General features: G+C 72.5%; 12 protein-coding genes. 4 read left to right on the forward strand and 8 right to left on the reverse strand.

All coding sequences use genetic code 11. From position 1 onward, the window contains the following. Positions 1-89 precede the first annotated feature (89 nt). The 4 genes from ACIBSV_RS31310 to ACIBSV_RS31325 all read left to right on the forward strand — a co-directional run bounded on the left by ACIBSV_RS31310 (position 90) and on the right by ACIBSV_RS31325 (position 4795). Positions 90-1385 carry a sensor histidine kinase gene (locus ACIBSV_RS31310; RefSeq protein WP_395868961.1) on the forward strand — a complete coding sequence of 432 codons (1296 nt, stop codon included), beginning with the start codon at positions 90-92 and terminating at the stop codon, positions 1383-1385. After that, positions 1382-2050 carry a response regulator gene (locus ACIBSV_RS31315; RefSeq protein WP_395868963.1) on the forward strand — a complete coding sequence of 223 codons (669 nt, stop codon included), beginning with the start codon at positions 1382-1384 and terminating at the stop codon, positions 2048-2050. Before ACIBSV_RS31310 ends, ACIBSV_RS31315 begins: the two co-directional genes overlap by 4 nt. Before the next feature lie 387 nt (positions 2051-2437). Continuing rightward, positions 2438-2764, forward strand: coding sequence for a hypothetical protein (locus tag ACIBSV_RS31320; RefSeq protein ID WP_395868965.1), 327 nt, complete (start codon positions 2438-2440; stop codon positions 2762-2764). A 474-nt stretch (positions 2765-3238) separates the two neighbouring features. After that, the gene (locus tag ACIBSV_RS31325; RefSeq protein WP_395868967.1) at positions 3239-4795 is read left to right on the forward strand and encodes a DUF6745 domain-containing protein; all 1557 of its coding nucleotides are present in this window, start codon (positions 3239-3241) and stop codon (positions 4793-4795) included. Positions 4796-4875: 80 nt separating this feature from the next. On the opposite strand, the gene ACIBSV_RS31330 is transcribed toward ACIBSV_RS31325, so the two are convergent. The 8 genes from ACIBSV_RS31330 to ACIBSV_RS31365 all read right to left on the reverse strand — a co-directional run bounded on the left by ACIBSV_RS31330 (position 4876) and on the right by ACIBSV_RS31365 (position 17069). Continuing rightward, positions 4876-5835 carry a DUF1152 domain-containing protein gene (locus tag ACIBSV_RS31330; RefSeq protein WP_395868969.1) on the reverse strand — a complete coding sequence of 320 codons (960 nt, stop codon included), beginning with the start codon at positions 5833-5835 and terminating at the stop codon, positions 4876-4878. 52 nt (positions 5836-5887) lie between these two features. Continuing rightward, positions 5888-7450 (reverse strand): AMP-binding protein, encoded by a 1563-nt coding sequence (locus tag ACIBSV_RS31335; protein ID WP_395868971.1) that lies wholly within the window; start codon positions 7448-7450, stop codon positions 5888-5890. 224 nt (positions 7451-7674) lie between these two features. Beyond that, complete coding sequence (locus ACIBSV_RS31340) at positions 7675-8952, reverse strand: alpha/beta hydrolase (protein WP_395868973.1); 1278 nt, start codon at positions 8950-8952, stop codon at positions 7675-7677. Positions 8953-9182: 230 nt separating this feature from the next. After that, entirely contained in the window at positions 9183-10349 is a 1167-nt protein-coding gene (locus tag ACIBSV_RS31345) for an acyl-CoA dehydrogenase family protein (RefSeq protein ID WP_395868975.1), read from the reverse strand. A gap of 3 nt (positions 10350-10352) precedes the next feature. After that, positions 10353-12140 carry an acyclic terpene utilization AtuA family protein gene (locus ACIBSV_RS31350; protein ID WP_395868977.1) on the reverse strand — a complete coding sequence of 596 codons (1788 nt, stop codon included), beginning with the start codon at positions 12138-12140 and terminating at the stop codon, positions 10353-10355. Further along, positions 12137-14119, reverse strand: coding sequence for an acetyl/propionyl/methylcrotonyl-CoA carboxylase subunit alpha (locus tag ACIBSV_RS31355; RefSeq protein ID WP_395868979.1), 1983 nt, complete (start codon positions 14117-14119; stop codon positions 12137-12139). The genes ACIBSV_RS31350 and ACIBSV_RS31355 overlap by 4 nt, the downstream gene beginning before the upstream one ends. Positions 14120-14302: 183 nt before the next feature. After that, positions 14303-15901, reverse strand: a complete 1599-nt coding sequence (locus tag ACIBSV_RS31360; protein WP_395868981.1) for an acyl-CoA carboxylase subunit beta — start codon at positions 15899-15901, stop codon at positions 14303-14305. Positions 15902-16256: 355 nt separating this feature from the next. Next, positions 16257-17069: a hypothetical protein gene (locus tag ACIBSV_RS31365; protein WP_395868983.1), complete on the reverse strand. Its 813-nt coding sequence runs from the start codon at positions 17067-17069 to the stop codon at positions 16257-16259. Positions 17070-17287: the final 218 nt, after the last annotated feature.

The following is a 17287-nucleotide window of genomic DNA, read 5'->3' on the forward strand; positions in this document are numbered from 1 at the left end:
CCCCTGGGCGGGACGCCCGCGGGTGCGGAGGGCGCCTAGCGTCGCCTCCGGGGCGTGCTCGGAGCCCGCCCGGAGGGCGGAGGTGGGGCATGCCTAGGGTTGATCCTGTGCGAAAGGGGAGGATCGGGCGGATCGGGACGGCGGCGACCGCGGTGGCGCGCGTGCTGCGGCACGACCTGTGGAACCCGAAACCCGATCCGCTGCCGCGTGGCTGGCGGGACTGGCAACCGGCTTCCGCGGTGCTGTTGGTGGTCCTGGTGATCCCCGTCGGGGCGATCAACGTCAACCAGAGCGCGTGGCAGTACGGCCTGGGCAACGATGTCGGCCTGCTGCTCGGCGGGATCGGGCCGGCGGCGGTGGTGGCCGCGATGTTCCGGCCGGTGCCGGCCTGGTGGGTGGCGACCGCGGCGATGGTGCTGACCGCCCTGTTGGCGGATCCGGCCGGCCCGCAGCTCTATCCGTGGACCGGAGCCGGGATCGCGGTGCACGCGGGCGTGCTGTTCCTGGTGGCCCTGCGCTCGCGCCCGCGCATCGCGGCCGAGGCGCTGCTGATCAGTGTGCTGGCCGGACTGGGCTGCATGGCGGACCCCCTCCCCGGGTCCCGGTCCGACCTGATGCAGGCCGCGCTGATGATGACGGCCGCGGCGGTGATCGGCGCCGCGCTGCGCGGGCGTCGGGTGGCCCGGACCGAGTTGGTGGTCCAGGCGGAACTGACCGCCGAGGAGCGGGCTCGGCGCACCCTCCTGGAGGAACGCACCAGGATCGCCCGCGAGTTGCACGACGTGGTCGCGCACCACATGTCGGTGATCTCCATCCAGGCGCAGGTCGCCCCGCACCTGGTGGAGAACCCCTCCGACGCGCTCAAGGAGAACCTGGTCGGCATCCGCGCGAACGCGGTCGACGCGCTCACCGAACTGCGCCGGGTGCTGGGTGTGCTGCGCTCGGAGGACGAGTTGTCCGACGCCATGCGGCACGCCCCGCAGCCCACGTTGGACCGGCTGGACGAGTTGGTCGACAACGTGCGCGGCGCGGGTCTGCGGGTCGACACCCGGATCACCGGCGAGCGGCGGGCGCTGCCGCCGGGGGTGGAGCTGTCCGGGTTCCGGATCGTGCAGGAGGCGCTCAGCAATGTGCTGCGGCACGCGCCCGGCGCGGCGATCCGGGTGGAACTGGGCTACCAGGCGACCGGGTTGGCCATCCGGATCGCCAACACCGCGGCCGAGGCGTCGGAGCCGCCCGGGCAACCGGCCGCGTCGACCGGCGGGCACGGGTTGCTCGGGATGCGCGAGCGGGTCGCGATGCTGGGCGGGGAGTTCGCCGACGGGCCCATTCCCGGCGGCGGTTACGAGGTAGTGGCAAGGCTTCCGTTGGAGGACCGTTCGTGACCATCCGGGTGTTGATCGCCGACGACCAGATGATGGTCAGACAGGGCTTCACCGTGCTGCTGAACGCGGAGCCCGACATCGAGGTGGTCGGGCAGGCCGTGGACGGCCTCGACGCGGTCGGGCGGGTGGCCGAACTCTCCCCCGACGTGGTGCTGATGGACATCCGGATGCCTCGGCTGGGCGGCATCGAGGCCACCCGGCGGATCACCGGTGCCGGCGACGGCTCGGCCAAGGTCCTCGTGCTGACCACGTTCGACCTGGACGAGTACGTGTACGAGGCGCTGCGCGCGGGTGCCTCCGGCTTCCTGCTCAAGGACGCCTCCGCAGAGGAACTCGCGCACGCGGTACGGGTGGTGGCCGCCGGCGACGCGCTCCTGGCGCCGAACATCACCAAGCGCCTGATCACCGAGTTCTCCCGGCTCGGCGGCGCTCCCCGGACCCCGCTCAAAGAGCGCCTCGGCGACCTCACCGAGCGGGAGACCGAAGTCCTGTCCCTGATCGCCCAGGGCCTGTCCAACGCGGAGATCGCCGCCGCGTTGGTGGTGGCCGAACAAACCGTGAAGACCCACGTCGGCCGAATCCTGATCAAACTGGGCCTCCGCGACCGAACCCAGGCAGCGGTCTACGCCTACGAATCCGGCCTGATCCGCCCGACGGGCTATTGAGCGGCGAGCGCGCGGGGCGGTGCGGTGCGGTCGGTGCGTGGGACGCGCGGGGCGGGATCGGGTGGTTCGGGGCGGAGCCGGTGTCGCACTGGGCCTTCGGGGCTGCGGGGTGGGTGTCGCCGGTGGGCACGTGGGGCCGGTCGGGCCCGGCCGAGCGCGCGTGGCCGGGCGGCGCCGGCGGGCGCTCGGGGCTGTGCCGCCGACGAGGATGTACGGGCCGGTCGGTGCTTGGGGGACATCGCCGGCGGATGGCCGAGTCGGCTGTCGCTCTTCGGCGCACGCGGGGTCCGGCGCACGGGTGGGGCGCGGGTGTCGGTCGGGGTGGTTAGCGTGTGGGGCGGTGGGGTTGAGCCGACCCTGATTCGACTATCACGATGGAGGTTCGCCGTGTTTCGTCAGGGCGACATCCTGTTGCAGCCGATCCATGAGCAGACCGTGCCGAACGGGGTGAAGGCGCTGCCGACCAAACCCCGTGACGCGCGTGGGCGGTTGGTGCTCGCGCTCGGCGAGGCCACCGGGCACGCACACGCCGTCGTGGGCAGCGGCACGCTCTACCTGGCCCCGGAGCCGATGCTGATCGGGCACCTCCGCCTCGACGAGGCCACCCGCATCGTGCACGAGGAGCACGCCACGATCGACCTCCCGATGGGTTGGTATCGCGTGGTCCGCCAGCGCGAGTACATCCCGGGCGCGGTCCGGATGGTGGCGGACTAGCGTCGAATTCGACGCTTCGCCGAGCGCCGCGACGCGCGGCATCGCATCCGCGGGGCCCTGTCGAGGGTTGAAGCCGGGTGTAGGGCCCGCCCGGGGCTTTCGGCGGCCCGCACCGAACCTCCGCCGGTGCCGGCGCGGTGGGCGATGCGAGAGACCTGCCGGACGCGGCTCGGCGCCGAACTCCGAGCCGCGGAGCGGAGACACCGCGGCACGCCCGGCGTGGCGCGCAGGGCACGACGACCGGTCGCCACACCCACCGCGCGCCGAAACGCACCCGCACCCGCCGAAGTGTTCCGGTGGATCACCGCCGAACGCCGGGAGCCGCTCCCCGACTGCCATCGAGCCGGCCGGGTGGAGGCGGGCACGGCGTTGCCGGTAGAACCGTAGGCTCCGCCTTCGGATGCTTCGGGCGGAGCCGGTGGGCGCGATCGTCCCAAGCCGACCAAGACGCAACCGCAAGTCACGGGAGACACGATGGCCACGCCGCCCCGCAAGTTGCCCGGGATCGCGCTGCCGCGCAAGGCGGTCGTCCCGCCCCCGCCGGCTCCACCCGCCAACCCGGCCGCCGCGTCCTGGGCCGCGCACCGTGACCGCGTAGCACGGGCGGCCCGGGCGGCCGAAGGGGCGACGCCGGCCGCTCCCCCGGCTCCTGCGGCAGCCGACGCCCAGGCTCCCGCCCCAGCGGCGATCTCCGAAGCCGACCAGGCGGCACGGGCCGCCCTCCGCGCCAGGCGCGCCCCGCATCACGCCCCGACCCACACGGCCGACGAGCCCGGGCCGACCGGGCCCGAGACCCCGCGGCCCGCCGCCACCCGCCGACCGGGGCCGACCGCGACCGCCCACCACGCGACCGTCCCCCGCCACTTCGCCGTGCTCGACCTCGCGGATCGGCTCGCGTTGGCGGAGGCCGTCACCGACTGGGCGCACGTGGCCGCCGCCACCGGTCCCGCCGACCGACCCGCCGCCGAGGCGGCCATCAAGGCCGTGTACCGGGCTGCCGGCATGCCCGAGCCGGAGCGGGTGGTCTGGTACGACTCGCCCCTCGCGGCGGCGGTGGCCGCCGCCGTGGCGGCCGGCAGTTGCAAGCCCGCCGACCTCGCCGCCACCCGGCTGTCGGTGAAGGTGCCCGGCCGTCCGGGCCGCCCCGTGCAGGAACGGCTCTGGAGCGGCCCCTGGACGGCCGCCAAGGCCGAGGCCACCGCGGCGCTCGGCGCAACCGGCTGGGATCTCGCCTGGGCCGAGGGCGCCGATCGGCTGTGGGAGCCCACCCGGCAGCTCACCGAACGGATCCGTGAGGCCGTGCACTCCGGCGTCGGCGCGTGGGACCCGTCCGTGCGCACCCCCGCCTCGCGAGGCCGCTGGGACGTCGCGGACAAGGTCCGCGCGACCACGCACAGTGCCCTGGGCGGTCAGCACGACGCGGCCTGGCTCGCGGTCTTCGACGGACTCAAGGAGCGCTTCCCCGAGTTCGAGTTCCCGCTCCTGGCCGAACTCGGCGAGGTGGCCCGGCACATCGGCTGGTGGTGGCCGTACGAGCGGGTCGTGCTCGTCAGCGAGCGGCCCACCACGATGCACCGCGACGACCAGTCGCGGCTGCACAACGGCGACGGCCCCGCACTGAGCTACGCCGACGGCTTCGCGCTGCACGCGTGGCGCGGGATGCCCGTCCCGGCCGACTTCGTCGGCGGGCTCGGCCCCGGCGGCAGCCGGCTGACCGTACGCGCGATCCACAACGAGGACAACGCCGAGCTGCGCCGGGTGATGCTGGAGATCTACGGCTACGACCGCTACCTGCGCGAGGTCGGCGCGCAACCGCTGGACCGGGACGAAACCGGCGTGTTGTGGGAGATCGAACTCGACGACGACGAGCCGATCGTGATGGTCGAGGTGCTCAACTCCACCCCCGAACCGGACGGCACCACCCGCACCTATTGGCTGCGCGTACCGCCGGACACCGAGACCGCCCGCGAGGGCGTGGCCTGGACGTTCGGCCTGAGCCCGCAGGACTACCGCCCACTGCGCGAAACCTGACGCCCGGTCACCGGCCCCGCCATGCCGCGGCACGACCGCCTCGCGTCCCGAACACCGTCCCGGGCCGGCGCCCCCGCACGTCAGTGCGGGATCGTCTGCCTCGGCCGAGTGGTCGCCAACCCGTCGCGGAACTCGTCGATCCGGCGCGCGACGTCCCAGATCGTCACGCTGCCCTCCAACAGCGACAGGTACAACGAGCGTTCGGCCAGCCCGGCCAGGTCGACGGTGAAGTACACACTCATCAACGGATTGATGAACAGCTCGCTGTTGCCGGTGCGTTCGGTGAAATGCGCGTCGCCGAACCGCCCCTGCAACGCCGCGCCGACCGATCCGTGCACGATGCTCGGTCGCCGCGGGGTGAGCCGATTCGCGTATGCCACCGCGTCCAGATACAGCGCCCCCTCGCGCGATTTGCGCGGGATCGACAGCGCGCCGAGGTAGTGCCCCGAGCGGGTGAGCGCGGCCAGGTTCTCCAACACCTGGGCGTGGCAGATGCCGTGGTAGGAGTCGATGCCGAAGCCGAGCGAGACGACCAGCCGGGTCGGCACCCGTACGCCGGCCACCGCGGCGAGGCTGGTCATGTCCTCCTCCGGAGTGCCCAACGACGCCTCGTCGCCGCGCATCAGGATGTCGGTACCGCCGTCCACGAGCACGATCGCGTCCACGTCCAGGTCCTTGACCAACCGGCGGTAGGCGGCCCGCAACGGCTCGACCCCGGTCTTCCCGAACGCGTACACCGTCTCCGGAAGTCCGTTGCGCGCAAGCCACATCGCCAGTGCCCGCTCCGGGAAGTAGTCGTCGTTGCCCGGCGTGTCCGGCCGTACCGCCGCCAGTCCCGGCAACAGCCGGTCGCGGGAGGGGAGTCGATCCACCGTCACGAACGACAGGTTCGCGTAGTGCACCCGTTTGCCCTGCTCGGTCAGCGCCAGACCGAGCGGCAGGCCGGCGAACACGTCGAAGCCGCCGCCCGCACCGGCGATCAACACGGAGCGGGCGTCCCGGAGACGGCCGAAGATCGGGGGTTCGGTGAGGGTGAACACGCGCGGACCGTACCAAGGTGATCATGCCGCGCGTCAAGGCAATTGGCCGTGCTCAGGACGAACCCACCGCGGCCGCGCGGTACTCCTCGACCAGCAGGCGCTTGTACAGCTTCCCGGTCGCGTGCCGAGGCAGTTCGGCGCGGAAGTCCACCGACCGAGGACACTTGTGGTGGGCCAGCCGTGCGCGGCAGTAGGCGATCAGCTCGTCGGCCAACTCAGGTCCCACCAACGCGCTTTCGGCCGGTTGCACAACCGCCTTGACCTGCTCGCCCAGGTCCTCGTGCGGAATGCCGAACACCGCGACGTCGGCGATCGCGGGATGCAGTGCGAGCAGGTTCTCCACCTCCTGCGGGTACACGTTCACCCCACCACTGATGATCATGTGTGCTTGACGATCCGTCAGATACAGGTAGCCGTCCGCGTCCAGCCGGCCGATGTCGCCCAGCGTGGTCCAGCCCCGGCCGCCGGGATCGCGGCCGGCCTCGGTCTTGGCCGGGTCGCGGTGGTACGAGAACCGCGGCCCGTCGGCGAAATAGACGATGCCGTGCTCGCCTACCGGCAGTTCGCGGCCCTCCTCGTCGCAGATGTGCGGGGTGCCCAGGATCGCCCGCCCCACCGTGCCCGGGTGCGCGAGCCATTCCTCCGGGGTGCAGCCGACGTAGCCGTTGCCTTCGGTACCGGCGTAGTACTCGTACAACACCGGCCCCCACCAGGCCATCATGCGTTCCTTGACCTCGGGCGGACACGGCGCCGCCGCGTGCACCGCGTAGCGCAGCGACGACAGGTCGTACCGCTCGCGCACCTCGACCGGCAGTTTGAGCATCCGGACGAACATGGTCGGCACCCACTGGCTGTGCGTCACCCGGTACCGCTCGATCGCGGCGAGCGCGGCCTCGGGGTCGAAGCGCTCCAGGACCACCACGGTGTGCCCGCCCCGCAGAAACTGCATGCAATAGCGCAACGGGGCCGCGTGGTAGAGCGGCGCGGGACACAGGTAGACGTCGCCGCCCTCGCCCGAGGTGTTCATCCCGTACAGCGCGCCGATCAGGTGAAACAGCGTCAGGGCCGGTCCGGTGCCCGCCGGGTGGTCCTCGCGGGTGGGCAACACGCCCTTGGGGCGACCGGTGGTGCCGGAGGAGTACAACATGTCCGCGCCCTCGACCTCGGTCGCGATCGGCGTGCTCGGGTACGGTCGGACCGCGACTTCGTACGGCTCGAAACCCGGCGCCGCGCCGTCCAGCATCAGCAGCCGCTCCACCCGGGGCGCGCGCCCGAGGACGGCACTCGCGAGTTCGGCCTGCGCGGCCGAGGAGACGAACACCCGGGCCCCGCAGTTGTCCACCACGTACACCAGCTCGTCCGGGTGCAGCCGAACGCCGATCGGCGTGTAGATCAACCCGGAGCGCTGCGCGGCCCAGGTGAGCGCGAGGTAGAGCGGGTGGTTCTCCAGCGCGATGGCGATGTGGTCGCCGGGACGCAGCCCGGCGTCGTACAGCAGGTGTGCGAAGCGGTTGGATTCCGCGTCCAGTTCGGCGTAGGTGACGACACGGCCGGTGCCGGCCATGATCACGGCGGGGCGATCGGGGTGCGCGGCGGCGATGACACCGGGATGCATGGGCGATCCTCGTCTCGGTGCGACGGTCCCGCTCCCGAGCGGGGCGCGGGCTCCTGAGCTTCCGTTCGGATGGCGCCGCAGAAGTCTCGCACCGTACCCAGCCGTATTGAAGACACCGCCCGCGTCCGCGCCGAGCGGGTCCGCGACGCACGTGCCCGGTCCGTGCGCGTTCAAGCGGGTCCCCGGGCCCTCCCGGGGCGGCTCCGAGCGCTCTCGAAGCCCGCTCAGTGCAGCGGTCGCCCACCCGCGAAGGCCGGTCCGCGTACCTCGCCGCCGGGCCGATCCCCCGCCGGCGGCGCCAGTTCGCGCCCCAGCCACTCGAACGCGGCCGGCAGACCCTTGGCCCAGGTGCCGAAGTTGTGCCCGCCGGACGGCTCGATCCGCACCTTCACGGTGTCCGTCGGCCGGAACCTGCGAGCGAAGTCGCGTGCTTCCCGGGCCGTTTTGCCCTCACCCTTGGCCGCGAACAGGTACATCCGCACCGGCGGCCTGCGCGCGTCCTCGATGGTGTACAGCGGGCTGTTGGCCCGGCGCAGCCCTTCGTCGCCGCGATACAGGTCGCCGGTGGTCATGTCGGTGATCGCCTTGAAGTAGCCGGAGAGGCTGGCCGCCGCCGCGTAGCGGTCGGGGTGGCGCAGGATCAGGTTCGCGGAGCAGAAACCGCCGGTGGAGTAGCCGAGCAGACCCCAGTGCGCCGGCGCGGGCGCGGTCCGGAAGTTGGCCGTGATGGCGTCCGGCACGTCCTGGCCGAGGTAGGTGTCCGCGCGGGAGCCGCCCGGGGCGTCCACGCATTCGCTGTCCCGGCCCGCGATCGGGTTCTGGGCCGCGATCACCACGATGGTCGGCGGCATCCGGCCCGATTCCATCAGGCCGGCGAGCATTTGGTGCACCTTCATCCGGCGCAGCCAGGTGTCGGGCGTGCCGGGGAAGCCGGAGGTGAGCTGGATCACCGGAAAGCGGGCGCGGGTGTTCTCCGGCGCGAAGTAGGCGGCGGGCAGGTAGACGAAGGTGTCCAGCCGGTAGCCGGTACGTGGGCCCTGGATGCTCGTGTTGACCAGCACGCCGTGCTTGGGGTCGGCGCCCTTGCGCCGGGGGTGCGGGGCCCTGGGCTGGTCGGTCAGCGGGGGCTTGGTGACCATGAACGGCAGGCCCTTGCCGCCGTCGTCGGAGAACGGGACGGCCGGCTTGGGGTCGAGGTGCTTGACCTTCACGGTGGCCACCGGCACGTCCGGCACGGACGGTCCGTCGGCGATGTGCATCAGGTCGGACAGGGTCGAGTAGAAGTACATCTGCGCGTTGACCGCGGCCAGGATGGTGAAGGTCACCATGAGCTGGGTGAACAGCAGGGTGCAGATGCGGCGGGTGCGCTGGAGGGTGGGGCGGTTCCAGAACCAGACGGTGGCGAACGCGGTGCCGGCGGTGACGACCGCCATGCCTATGACGAACCAGATGCTCGTGATGTCCACGTCCCAGAAGGGGCGTCCCGCCAACTCTTGATCCACGCTCCCACTGCCTTCTTCGCCGGGCCCGACCGATAGCTCCGATCCCGGCCCGCACCCCACACAGTCGCGCCGGGAGCGGAGCAGCCTGCCCGTCCATCCTGTGCCCGGCGGCGCGTGCGCGCGTCGATCCAGAGTCCATGGCCGCGTCATTCACAAGTCGCACGCGAGCCCGCCGGCTCCTCCGCCCTCCGGGCGCGCCCCGGACGTGGTCGGGCCATGGTCGAGCGTGGTCAGTACGAACGCGGCAATCCGAGTGTGTGCTGCGCCACATGATTGAGGATCATCTCCCGGCTGACCGGGGCGATCCGCAGCGTGCGGGCGATACCCCACAGCGGGACCAGTCCGTAGTCGCGGCTCATGCCGTTGCCGCCGTGGGTCTGGATGGCGGCGTCGACCGCGTGCACGGCGGCCTCGGCGGCGGCGTACTTGGCCATGTTCGCGGCCTCTCCCGCGGCCTTGACCATGTGCTCGCCCGCGTCGTGCAGCCAGGCCGCCCGGGCCGTCATCAGCGCGGCCAGCTCGACCTCGATCGCGGCCTCGGCGAGCGGGTGCGCGATGGCCTGGTGGGTGCCGATGGGGGCGCCCCACACCTCGCGGGTACGGGCGTACTCGGCGGCTCGGGCGAGCGCGTGGCGGGCGATGCCCACGCCCAGTGCCGCGCCGGTCACCCGCTCCGGGTTCAGGCCGTGGAACACCTGGCGCAGCCCGTCGCCCTCGGTACCGATCAGGCGGTCGGCGGACACCGGTACGTCGTCGAAGAACAGCGTGAACTGCCGCTCCGGCGCCGCGCCTTCGATCGCCAGCGGGTTCGCGGTCAGGCGCGGGTGGTTCGCGTCCACCAGGAACAGCGAGAGCCGGCCGCGCCCGGAGCCGGGGTCGGTGCCGGTTCGGGCGACCACCAGGATCGCGTCGGCCTCGTCGACGCCGGAGATGAACTGCTTGGTGCCCCGCAACAACCAGCCCTCGCCTTCCCGGGTCGCGGTGGTGGCCAGGCGGTGGGTGTTGGAGCCCGCGTCGGGCTCGGTGATCGCGAACACGATCTTGCCCCTGCCCGACGCCAGGAGGGGCAGCCAGGTGCCCTTCTGCTCGGCGGTGCCGAACCGGGTGAGCACCTCGCCCGCGATCGCGCCGGAGACCAGGAGCAGCAGCAGGGGGCAGCCGTGTGCGGCGACCTCCTCGCATACGATCGCCAGCTCGACCAGGCCGCCGCCCCCGCCGCCATACTCCTGCGGGATGTTGACGCCGATGTAGCCGTGTTCGCCGAGGGCCCGCCACAGTTCGGTGGTGGGCCGGCGGTCGCGGCTGTGCTCGGCGAAGTAGCCGGGGCCGAATCCGTCGGTGATCGCCCCCACCGCCGCGCGCAGGGCCCGGTGTTCGTCGCTCTCGTCGAATCGCATGGCTCACCCGTCCAGCAGCGTCGTGGGAATGTCGGTGTGCCGGGACCGGATGTACTCGGCCAGGCCCTTGGCCTGCGGGTCCGGGCGGGTGGAGGCCGCGACGCCCTCGCCGAGCAGGCCGGCGATCACGAAGTTGACCGCGCGCAGGTTCTCCAGCACGTACCGCCGGATCGGCAATTCGGCAGCCTCGGGGAGCAGTTCGCCCAGTCGATCCACCGTCAGGTGTCCGCGCAGCCAGCGGAATCCCACGTCGTCGCGGGCCCACAGGCCGAGGTTGGCGTCGCCGCCCTTGTCGCCGGAACGCGCGCCACAGACCAGTCCGAGCGGGACCCGGCGGGTCGGTCCCCCGTCGCGGGCCGCGGGTTCGGGGGCGGGCATGGGATCGGGCAGCGGTGCGGTGTGTTCGGGCGGGGCGATCACCTTGGCTGTGCCGTCGGGCAGCACCACGGTGTGCTCGACCTCGGTCGCCGGGATCCACGCGGCGCGGAAGACGCCGTACGCGGTCTCGGCGGTGGGTGGCGTGGTGGTGTGGAAGCCCGGGTAGCCGGCCAGCGCGAGTTCGACGACCGCGCCGGAGAAGGCCCGGCCGACCTTGGTGGGGTCGGGGTCCTTGACGGTGACCCGCAGATGCGCGGTGGCCTGCTCGTTGGTCGGTGCGTCGGGTCGGTCGTAGCGGATCAGCCGCACGTCTACCTCGGCGAATCGATCCCGGCCGCCGAGCGTGTCGAACAACATGCGTTCGGCGTGCGCGGCCTTGGCCTCGATGTCCAGGCCGGTCAGCACCATGGTCATGGTGTTGCGGTAGCCGCCGAGCTCGTTGACGGCGACCTTGAGGGTGGGCGGCGGCGGCAGGCCGCGTACGCCGCGGATCCGGACCCGGTCCGCGCCGGCTCGGCCCAGCGTGATGGTGTCGAAGCGGGCCACGGCGTCCGGGTTGGCGTAGGCGGGTCCGGCGATCTCGTACAGGAGTTGCGCGGTGACCGTGCCGATCGAGACCAGGCCGCCGGTGCCGCGGTGCTTGGTGATCACCGAGGATCCGTCCGCGGCGACCTCGGCGATCGGGAAGCCGGGGCGACGGGTGTCCAGCGCGAAGTCGGCGGTGCGGCCGGGGCGTTGCAGGCGCGGCAGGTCACCGAGGAAGGGGTAGTTGCCACCCGTGGCCTGCGGACCGCACTCGATCACATGGCCGGCGACGATCGCGCCGGCGAGCCGATCGTGGTCCGTGCGCCGCCAGCCGTGCCACCACGCGGCCGGGCCGACCACCAGCGACGCGTCGGTCACCCGCGGACAGATCACGATGTCCGCGCCCTCGGCGAGCGCTTCGGCGATGCCCCAGCCGCCGAGGTAGGCGTTGGCGGTCACCGCGCGCGGGCCGGCGTCGATCCGGTCCAGCACGTCGTCGCCGGTGACGTAGGCGATCCGTGGGGCCAGGCCCAGGCGTTCCGCGCTCGCCCGCAGCCGCTCGGCGAGGCCGGCCGGGTTGAGGCCGCCGGCGTTCGAAACGATCCGGATGCCCCGGTCCAGGCAGGTGCCCATGACCTGTTCCAGCTGGGTCACGAAGGTGCGCGCGTAGCCGGCGGCGGGATCCTTGGCCCGGGCCTTCCACAGGATGGACATGGTCAGCTCGGCGAGATAGTCGCCGGTGAGCACGTCGATCGGGCCGTCCTCGACCATCTCGCGGGCGGCGGCGAGCCGATCGCCGTAGAAACCGGAGCAGTTCGCGATCCGCACCGGGCGGCGGGCGGCACGCTCGTCACCCGCAGGGTCCTCTCGTCGTCGCGTCCCGCTCATCCGGCCGCCTCCACCGGGGCGGTCACCACGGCCAACACCGCGCCGGCGTCCACCGGTTCTCCGGGGCCGACCGGCAGGTGGGTCACCACGCCCCCGTGTGGCGCGGTCACCTCGTGCTCCATCTTCATCGCCTCCACCGCCAGCACGAGTTGTCCGGCCACCACGTGCTCGCCCTCGGCGACCGCGACCCGCACCACGGTGCCGGGCATCACGGCCAGCAGCGAGCCGGCGGGTTCGGCCTCGGACTCGGCGGGTTCGGGCAGGCGGGGCAGTTCGATCAACTCGCTCGCGCCGAGCGGGCTGTCCAGGTAGATCGTGTCGCCGACCCGGTGCACCGCGATCGTGCGCCGCACGCCGTCCGCGCCCAGGTCCACCCGATCCGCGTGCGCGGCGTGAACGACCAGTCCGGGCAGGGGCTTTCCGTCGATGGCGAGATGGTCCGGGAGGCGGTAGGTGACGGTCGTAGGGCCGTCCGTGTCGTGCGAGTAGGTCACCTGCTGGTCGGCGCTGCGGACGTTGCGCCAGCCGCTGGGGATGCCCGTCAGTACGCGGGCCGCCGCGCGCCGCTCGGCCTGCCCGGCAAGTGCCGCGGCGGCGGCGTGGATCGCGGACACCGCCGGGTCGGCGGCGCACAGGTCGGCGGCCGAATGCCGGGTCAGGAAGCCGGTGTCCGCGTCACCGGCGGCGAACTCCGGCGAGCGCAGGATGCCCACGAGCAGGTCCCGGTTGGTGCGTACGCCGTGCAGCCGGGCCCGGGCAAGCGCGTGGGCGAGCTTGCGGCAGGCCTCGTCGCGGGTCGGCGCGTACGCGATCACCTTGGCCAGCAGCGCGTCGTAGTGCGGACCGACCCGGCTGCCGGTGACCACGCCGGCGTCCACCCGGATGCCGTCCGTCTCGGGGATTTCGAAGCGGTGCAGTATGCCGACCGAGGGGGCGTAGTCGCGTACCGGGTCCTCCGCGTACAGCCGGGCCTCGATCGCGTGGCCGACGGCGACCGGTGCGTCGGGCAGGGCGTGGCCCTGGGCGACAAGGAGTTGCAGCCGGACCAGGTCGAGTCCGGTGGTCAGTTCGGTGACCGGATGCTCGACCTGGAGTCGGGTGTTGACCTCCAGGAGGTGGAAGGCGCCGGCGGGGTCGAGCACGAACTCGACGGTTCCCGCGCCGACATAGCCGATCGCCCGACCCGCGGCGACGGCCGCCGCGCACAGCCGCTCGCGCAGCGCCCGGTCGACGGCGGGCGAGGGGCTCTCCTCGATCAGTTTCTGGTGCCGGCGCTGGACCGAGCAGTCCCGTTCGAAGAGCGCGAGCACGTTTCCGTGGCTGTCCCCGAAGATCTGTACCTCGACGTGCCGCGGTCGCTCGACCAGGCGCTCCAGGAAGACGGTGTCGTCGCCGAACGCGGTGCCCGCCTCGCGCCGGGCGGCGGCCACCGCCCGGGCCAGGTCCGCCTGTTCGCGCACCGCGCGCATGCCTCGACCGCCGCCGCCGAAGGCGGCCTTGACCAGGAGCGGGAAGCCGAGCCGGGCCCCGAGCGCGTCGAGCGCTTCGGCCTTCGCGTCCTCACGGACGATGCCACCCGGGAGGACCGGCACACCGGCGGCGCCCAGCAGTTTTTTCGCGGCGAGCTTGTCGCCCATCGCGGCGATGGTGTCCGGGGCGGGTCCGACGAACACGAGCCCGGCGGCCTCGACCTGCCGGGCGAAGTCGGCGTTCTCGGACAGGAACCCGTAGCCCGGGTGGATCGCGTCGGCGCCGGTGGTGCGGGCCGCCTCGACCAGCAGGTCGCCGCGCAGATAGGTGTCCGCGGCCGCGTCACCCGGCAGCCGGACGGCCTGGTCGGCCGCCGCCACGTGCGGCGAGTCGACATCGGGGTCGGCGTACACGGCCACGGTGTCGATGCCCATCGTGTGCGCGGTGCGGGCGATCCGAACCGCGATCTCGCCGCGGTTGGCGATCAACAGCCTGCGGATGAGCGGCATACGATCCCCTCGGGGTGCGGGTTTCCGGGTCGGTGCGGGTTTCCCGGTTGATTCCGGTTGCAAATCGGTGCGGTTCGGGTCGGTGCCGGGTGGGGTCGGTTTCGGTTTCGGGTGCCTGGCGTCGAGTGCTTGGGGTGTGGGCGGCGCTTGCGGTGTTGCCGCCGGCGGCGGTTGCCAGGCGGGTCACATCCGGAAGACCCCGTATCCCGTGGTGCCCGCGATCGGTGCCGAGTGGGCCGCCGACAGTGCGATGCCGAGCACGGTGCGGGTGTCGCGCGGGTCGATCACGCCGTCGTCGTAGAGCCGCGCGGTGACGAAGAAGGCGTGCGACTCACGCTCGATCTGCGCCTCGATCGCGCCGCGCCGCAGTTCGTCCACGTCCTCGTCGAAGGGCATCCCGCGCGCGGCGGCGGCCTGTCGGCCGACGATGGACAACACGCCGGCCAGTTGCGCGGCGCCCATCACCGCGAGCTTCGCGGTCGGCCACGCGAACAGCAGCCGCGGGTCGAAGGCGCGGCCGGACATGCCGTAGTTGCCCGCGCCGAAGGACGCGCCGATGTTCAGGGTCAGATGCGGCACGGTCGAGTTGGTCACCGCGTTGATCATCTTGGCGCCGTCCTTGACGATGCCGCCCTGCTCGTACGCGGTGCCCACCATGTAGCCGGTGGTGTTCTGGAGGAACAGCAGCGGCGTGTCCGAGCGGTTCGCCAACTGGATGAACTCGGCAGCCTTCTTCGACTCTTCGCCGAACAACACGCCGCGCGCGTTGGCCAGTACGCCGACCGGGAAGCCGTGCACGGACGCCCATCCGGTGACCAGGCTGGTCCCGTAGCCGGGCTTGTACTCGCCGAACCGCGAGCCGTCCACGACCCGGGCCAGCAACTCCCGTGGATCGAAAGGGACTCGCAGATCCGCCGAGACCAGGCCGAGCACCTCGTCGATGTCGTACAGCGGCTCGTCCGCCGGCTTCGTCGGTCCGGGTCCGCGTTTGCGCCAGTTCAGGTCGGCCACGATCCGCCGCCCGATCCGCAGGCAGTCGTACTCGTCGACGGCGTAGTGATCGGCGAGCCCGGACACGCGCGCGTGCATCGCGGCGCCGCCCAACTCCTCGTCGTCGGCCTCCTCGCCGGTGGCCATCCGCACCAGCGGCGGACCGCCCAGGAACACCTTGGCCTGCCCGGCCACGAGCACCGAGTGATCGCACAGCCCCGGGATGTACGCGCCGCCCGCCGTCGAGTTGCCGAACACCAGCGCGATGGTGGGAATGCCCAGCGCGGACAGCTCGGTCAGGTCGTGGAAGACCCGCCCACCGGGGACGAACAACTCGGCCTGGGTGGGCAGATCGGCCCCGCCGGACTCGACCAGGCTGATCACCGGCAGCCGGTTGCGGCGGGCGATCTCCAGCGCACGCAGGTTCTTGCGCAGGGCGTAGGGGTTGAGCGAACCGCCGCGCACCGTCGGGTCGTTGGCGATCAGCACGCACTCCACGCCGGAGACCGGGCCGATGCCGGTGACCAGACCCGCGCCGACGGTGAACTCGGTTCCCCACGCGGCGAGTGAGGACAGTTCCAGGAAGGGCGCGTCCTGGTCGAGCAGCAGCTCGATCCGCTGACGTGCGGTCAGCCGCCCGCGCGCCAGGTGCCGTTCGACGTAGCGCTCGCCGCCGCCGGCGCGGGCCAGGTCGAGCTGTTCGTGCAGCGCCGCGAGGGCGGCGAGCTGCGCCGTGCGGTTGTCCCGGTAGGTGTCCGACCGGGGATCGAGCCGGGAACGAAGTACGGGCACGACGTCGCCTCCTCGCCTGACGAAGCACGTCGACGCATATCGACGCATGTCGAAGGCAGCTTCCGGATGTTAACGGCCGGTCACTTGGCTACGGAAGGGTCGGCGCGGTACGGCGATCGACGGCGCGGAAGGGCTCCGGGTGGGTGTGGAGTGGCGGCGCGGGCGGAGTGGGCCGATGGGGTGACGGCGGGGGCTGGTCGCGGTCGGGCGTCGGCCATGTGGGTCCTCCGGGGCGGCGGGATGGGTGGCGGATCACCGCTCCGGTACCCCCTGCCCGGGAAAACACGACACCGACGCGGGCCCGGGATGGCGGGATCGCGTCGGTGTCGGGGTCGGGTCGGTCCGGCGGTCCGGGTCAGCCGTGGTGGTGGCCGTGGTGACCGTGGTGGCCCGCGTGCGCGTCGGCGGGCTCGCCGGTCGGCGCGGCGGTCGGCCTCGCGGCCTCGACGGTGAATTCCGCGGTCCGCACCACGCCGCCGTGCTGGAAGTCGAGGAAGAACCGGTAGGTGCCGACGCTGGGCAGCTCGGTGTGGAAGGCGATCTCCGGGCCTGCCGGGGTGATCCCGTCGCCCGGTGCGCCGCCCGGGTGTACGTGCAGGTAGGCCAGATCGCCCTCGCGCAGCACCACGAGGTGCCCGAACGCGGCGAGGTACGGCTCCAGGTCGGTGACGGGGCGGCCGTCCCGGGCCACCGCGAGGGTGATGTGCGCGCCCTGCCCGGCGGCCGGCTCACCGGCCAGGGTCACCGTGTACCCGTCCACCTCGGCGGTCGGCGCGGGCGCGGGCAGCGGCACCGGCCGGAAGTCGCCGGCGACGTGGATGTCCACGCCGAGGGTGAGCGGGGTGCCGGTGGCGGCCGGGGCGAAATCGGTGAAGACGCGGTAGGTGCCGGCCCGGTCGAGGGTGAGTTCCTGGGTCCAGACGCCGTCCTCGCCCAGCACCGGGTGAACGTGCCGGAAGCCGCTCAGGTCGCGGCGGACCACGATCAGGTGCAGGTCCTTGTCGTGTTGCGGTAGGTACTCGCGCACCGGAGCTCCGTCGGGGCCGTCGATCCGGAACGCGAAGGTGCCGGCGGGCGCCGCGACCGGGACCAGCGTGTAGCCGTCGCGGGAGACCTGGAGGCCCTCGGGCGTGGCGGGGGCTGCGGCGTGGTGGGCGTGGACGGTCATGACGGGCTCCCGGAATCGAGTGGTGTGGTCGAGCGGGCCGGTCCGGCCGTTCGGTGGCCTCGGTCGCGGCCACAACCGGAATTTATACCCCCTGGGGGTATTCAGGCAAGCGGAGATGAAGCGAAGTGACCGGGATGGCTTGACGGCTAACATCGTTAGCCGGATGATGAACCCAAGCGGCTAACGCCGTTAGCCGATCGAATCTCGGGAGACGACCT

The organism is Embleya sp. NPDC050154 (assembly GCF_044460165.1).
Classification (GTDB): Bacteria; Actinomycetota; Actinomycetes; order Streptomycetales; family Streptomycetaceae; genus Embleya.

Coding starts and splice junctions, on each gene's coding strand:
- ACIBSV_RS31355 (WP_395868979.1), bottom strand. CDS start 14,119: ATGCCGCTCATCCGCAGGCTGTTGATCGCCAACCGCGGCGAGATCGCG.
- ACIBSV_RS31365 (WP_395868983.1), bottom strand. CDS start 17,069: ATGACCGTCCACGCCCACCACGCCGCAGCCCCCGCCACGCCCGAGGGC.
- ACIBSV_RS31325 (WP_395868967.1), top strand. CDS start 3,239: ATGGCCACGCCGCCCCGCAAGTTGCCCGGGATCGCGCTGCCGCGCAAG.
- ACIBSV_RS31345 (WP_395868975.1), bottom strand. CDS start 10,349: ATGCGATTCGACGAGAGCGACGAACACCGGGCCCTGCGCGCGGCGGTG.
- ACIBSV_RS31310 (WP_395868961.1), top strand. CDS start 90: ATGCCTAGGGTTGATCCTGTGCGAAAGGGGAGGATCGGGCGGATCGGG.
- ACIBSV_RS31350 (WP_395868977.1), bottom strand. CDS start 12,140: ATGAGCGGGACGCGACGACGAGAGGACCCTGCGGGTGACGAGCGTGCC.
- ACIBSV_RS31335 (WP_395868971.1), bottom strand. CDS start 7,450: ATGCATCCCGGTGTCATCGCCGCCGCGCACCCCGATCGCCCCGCCGTG.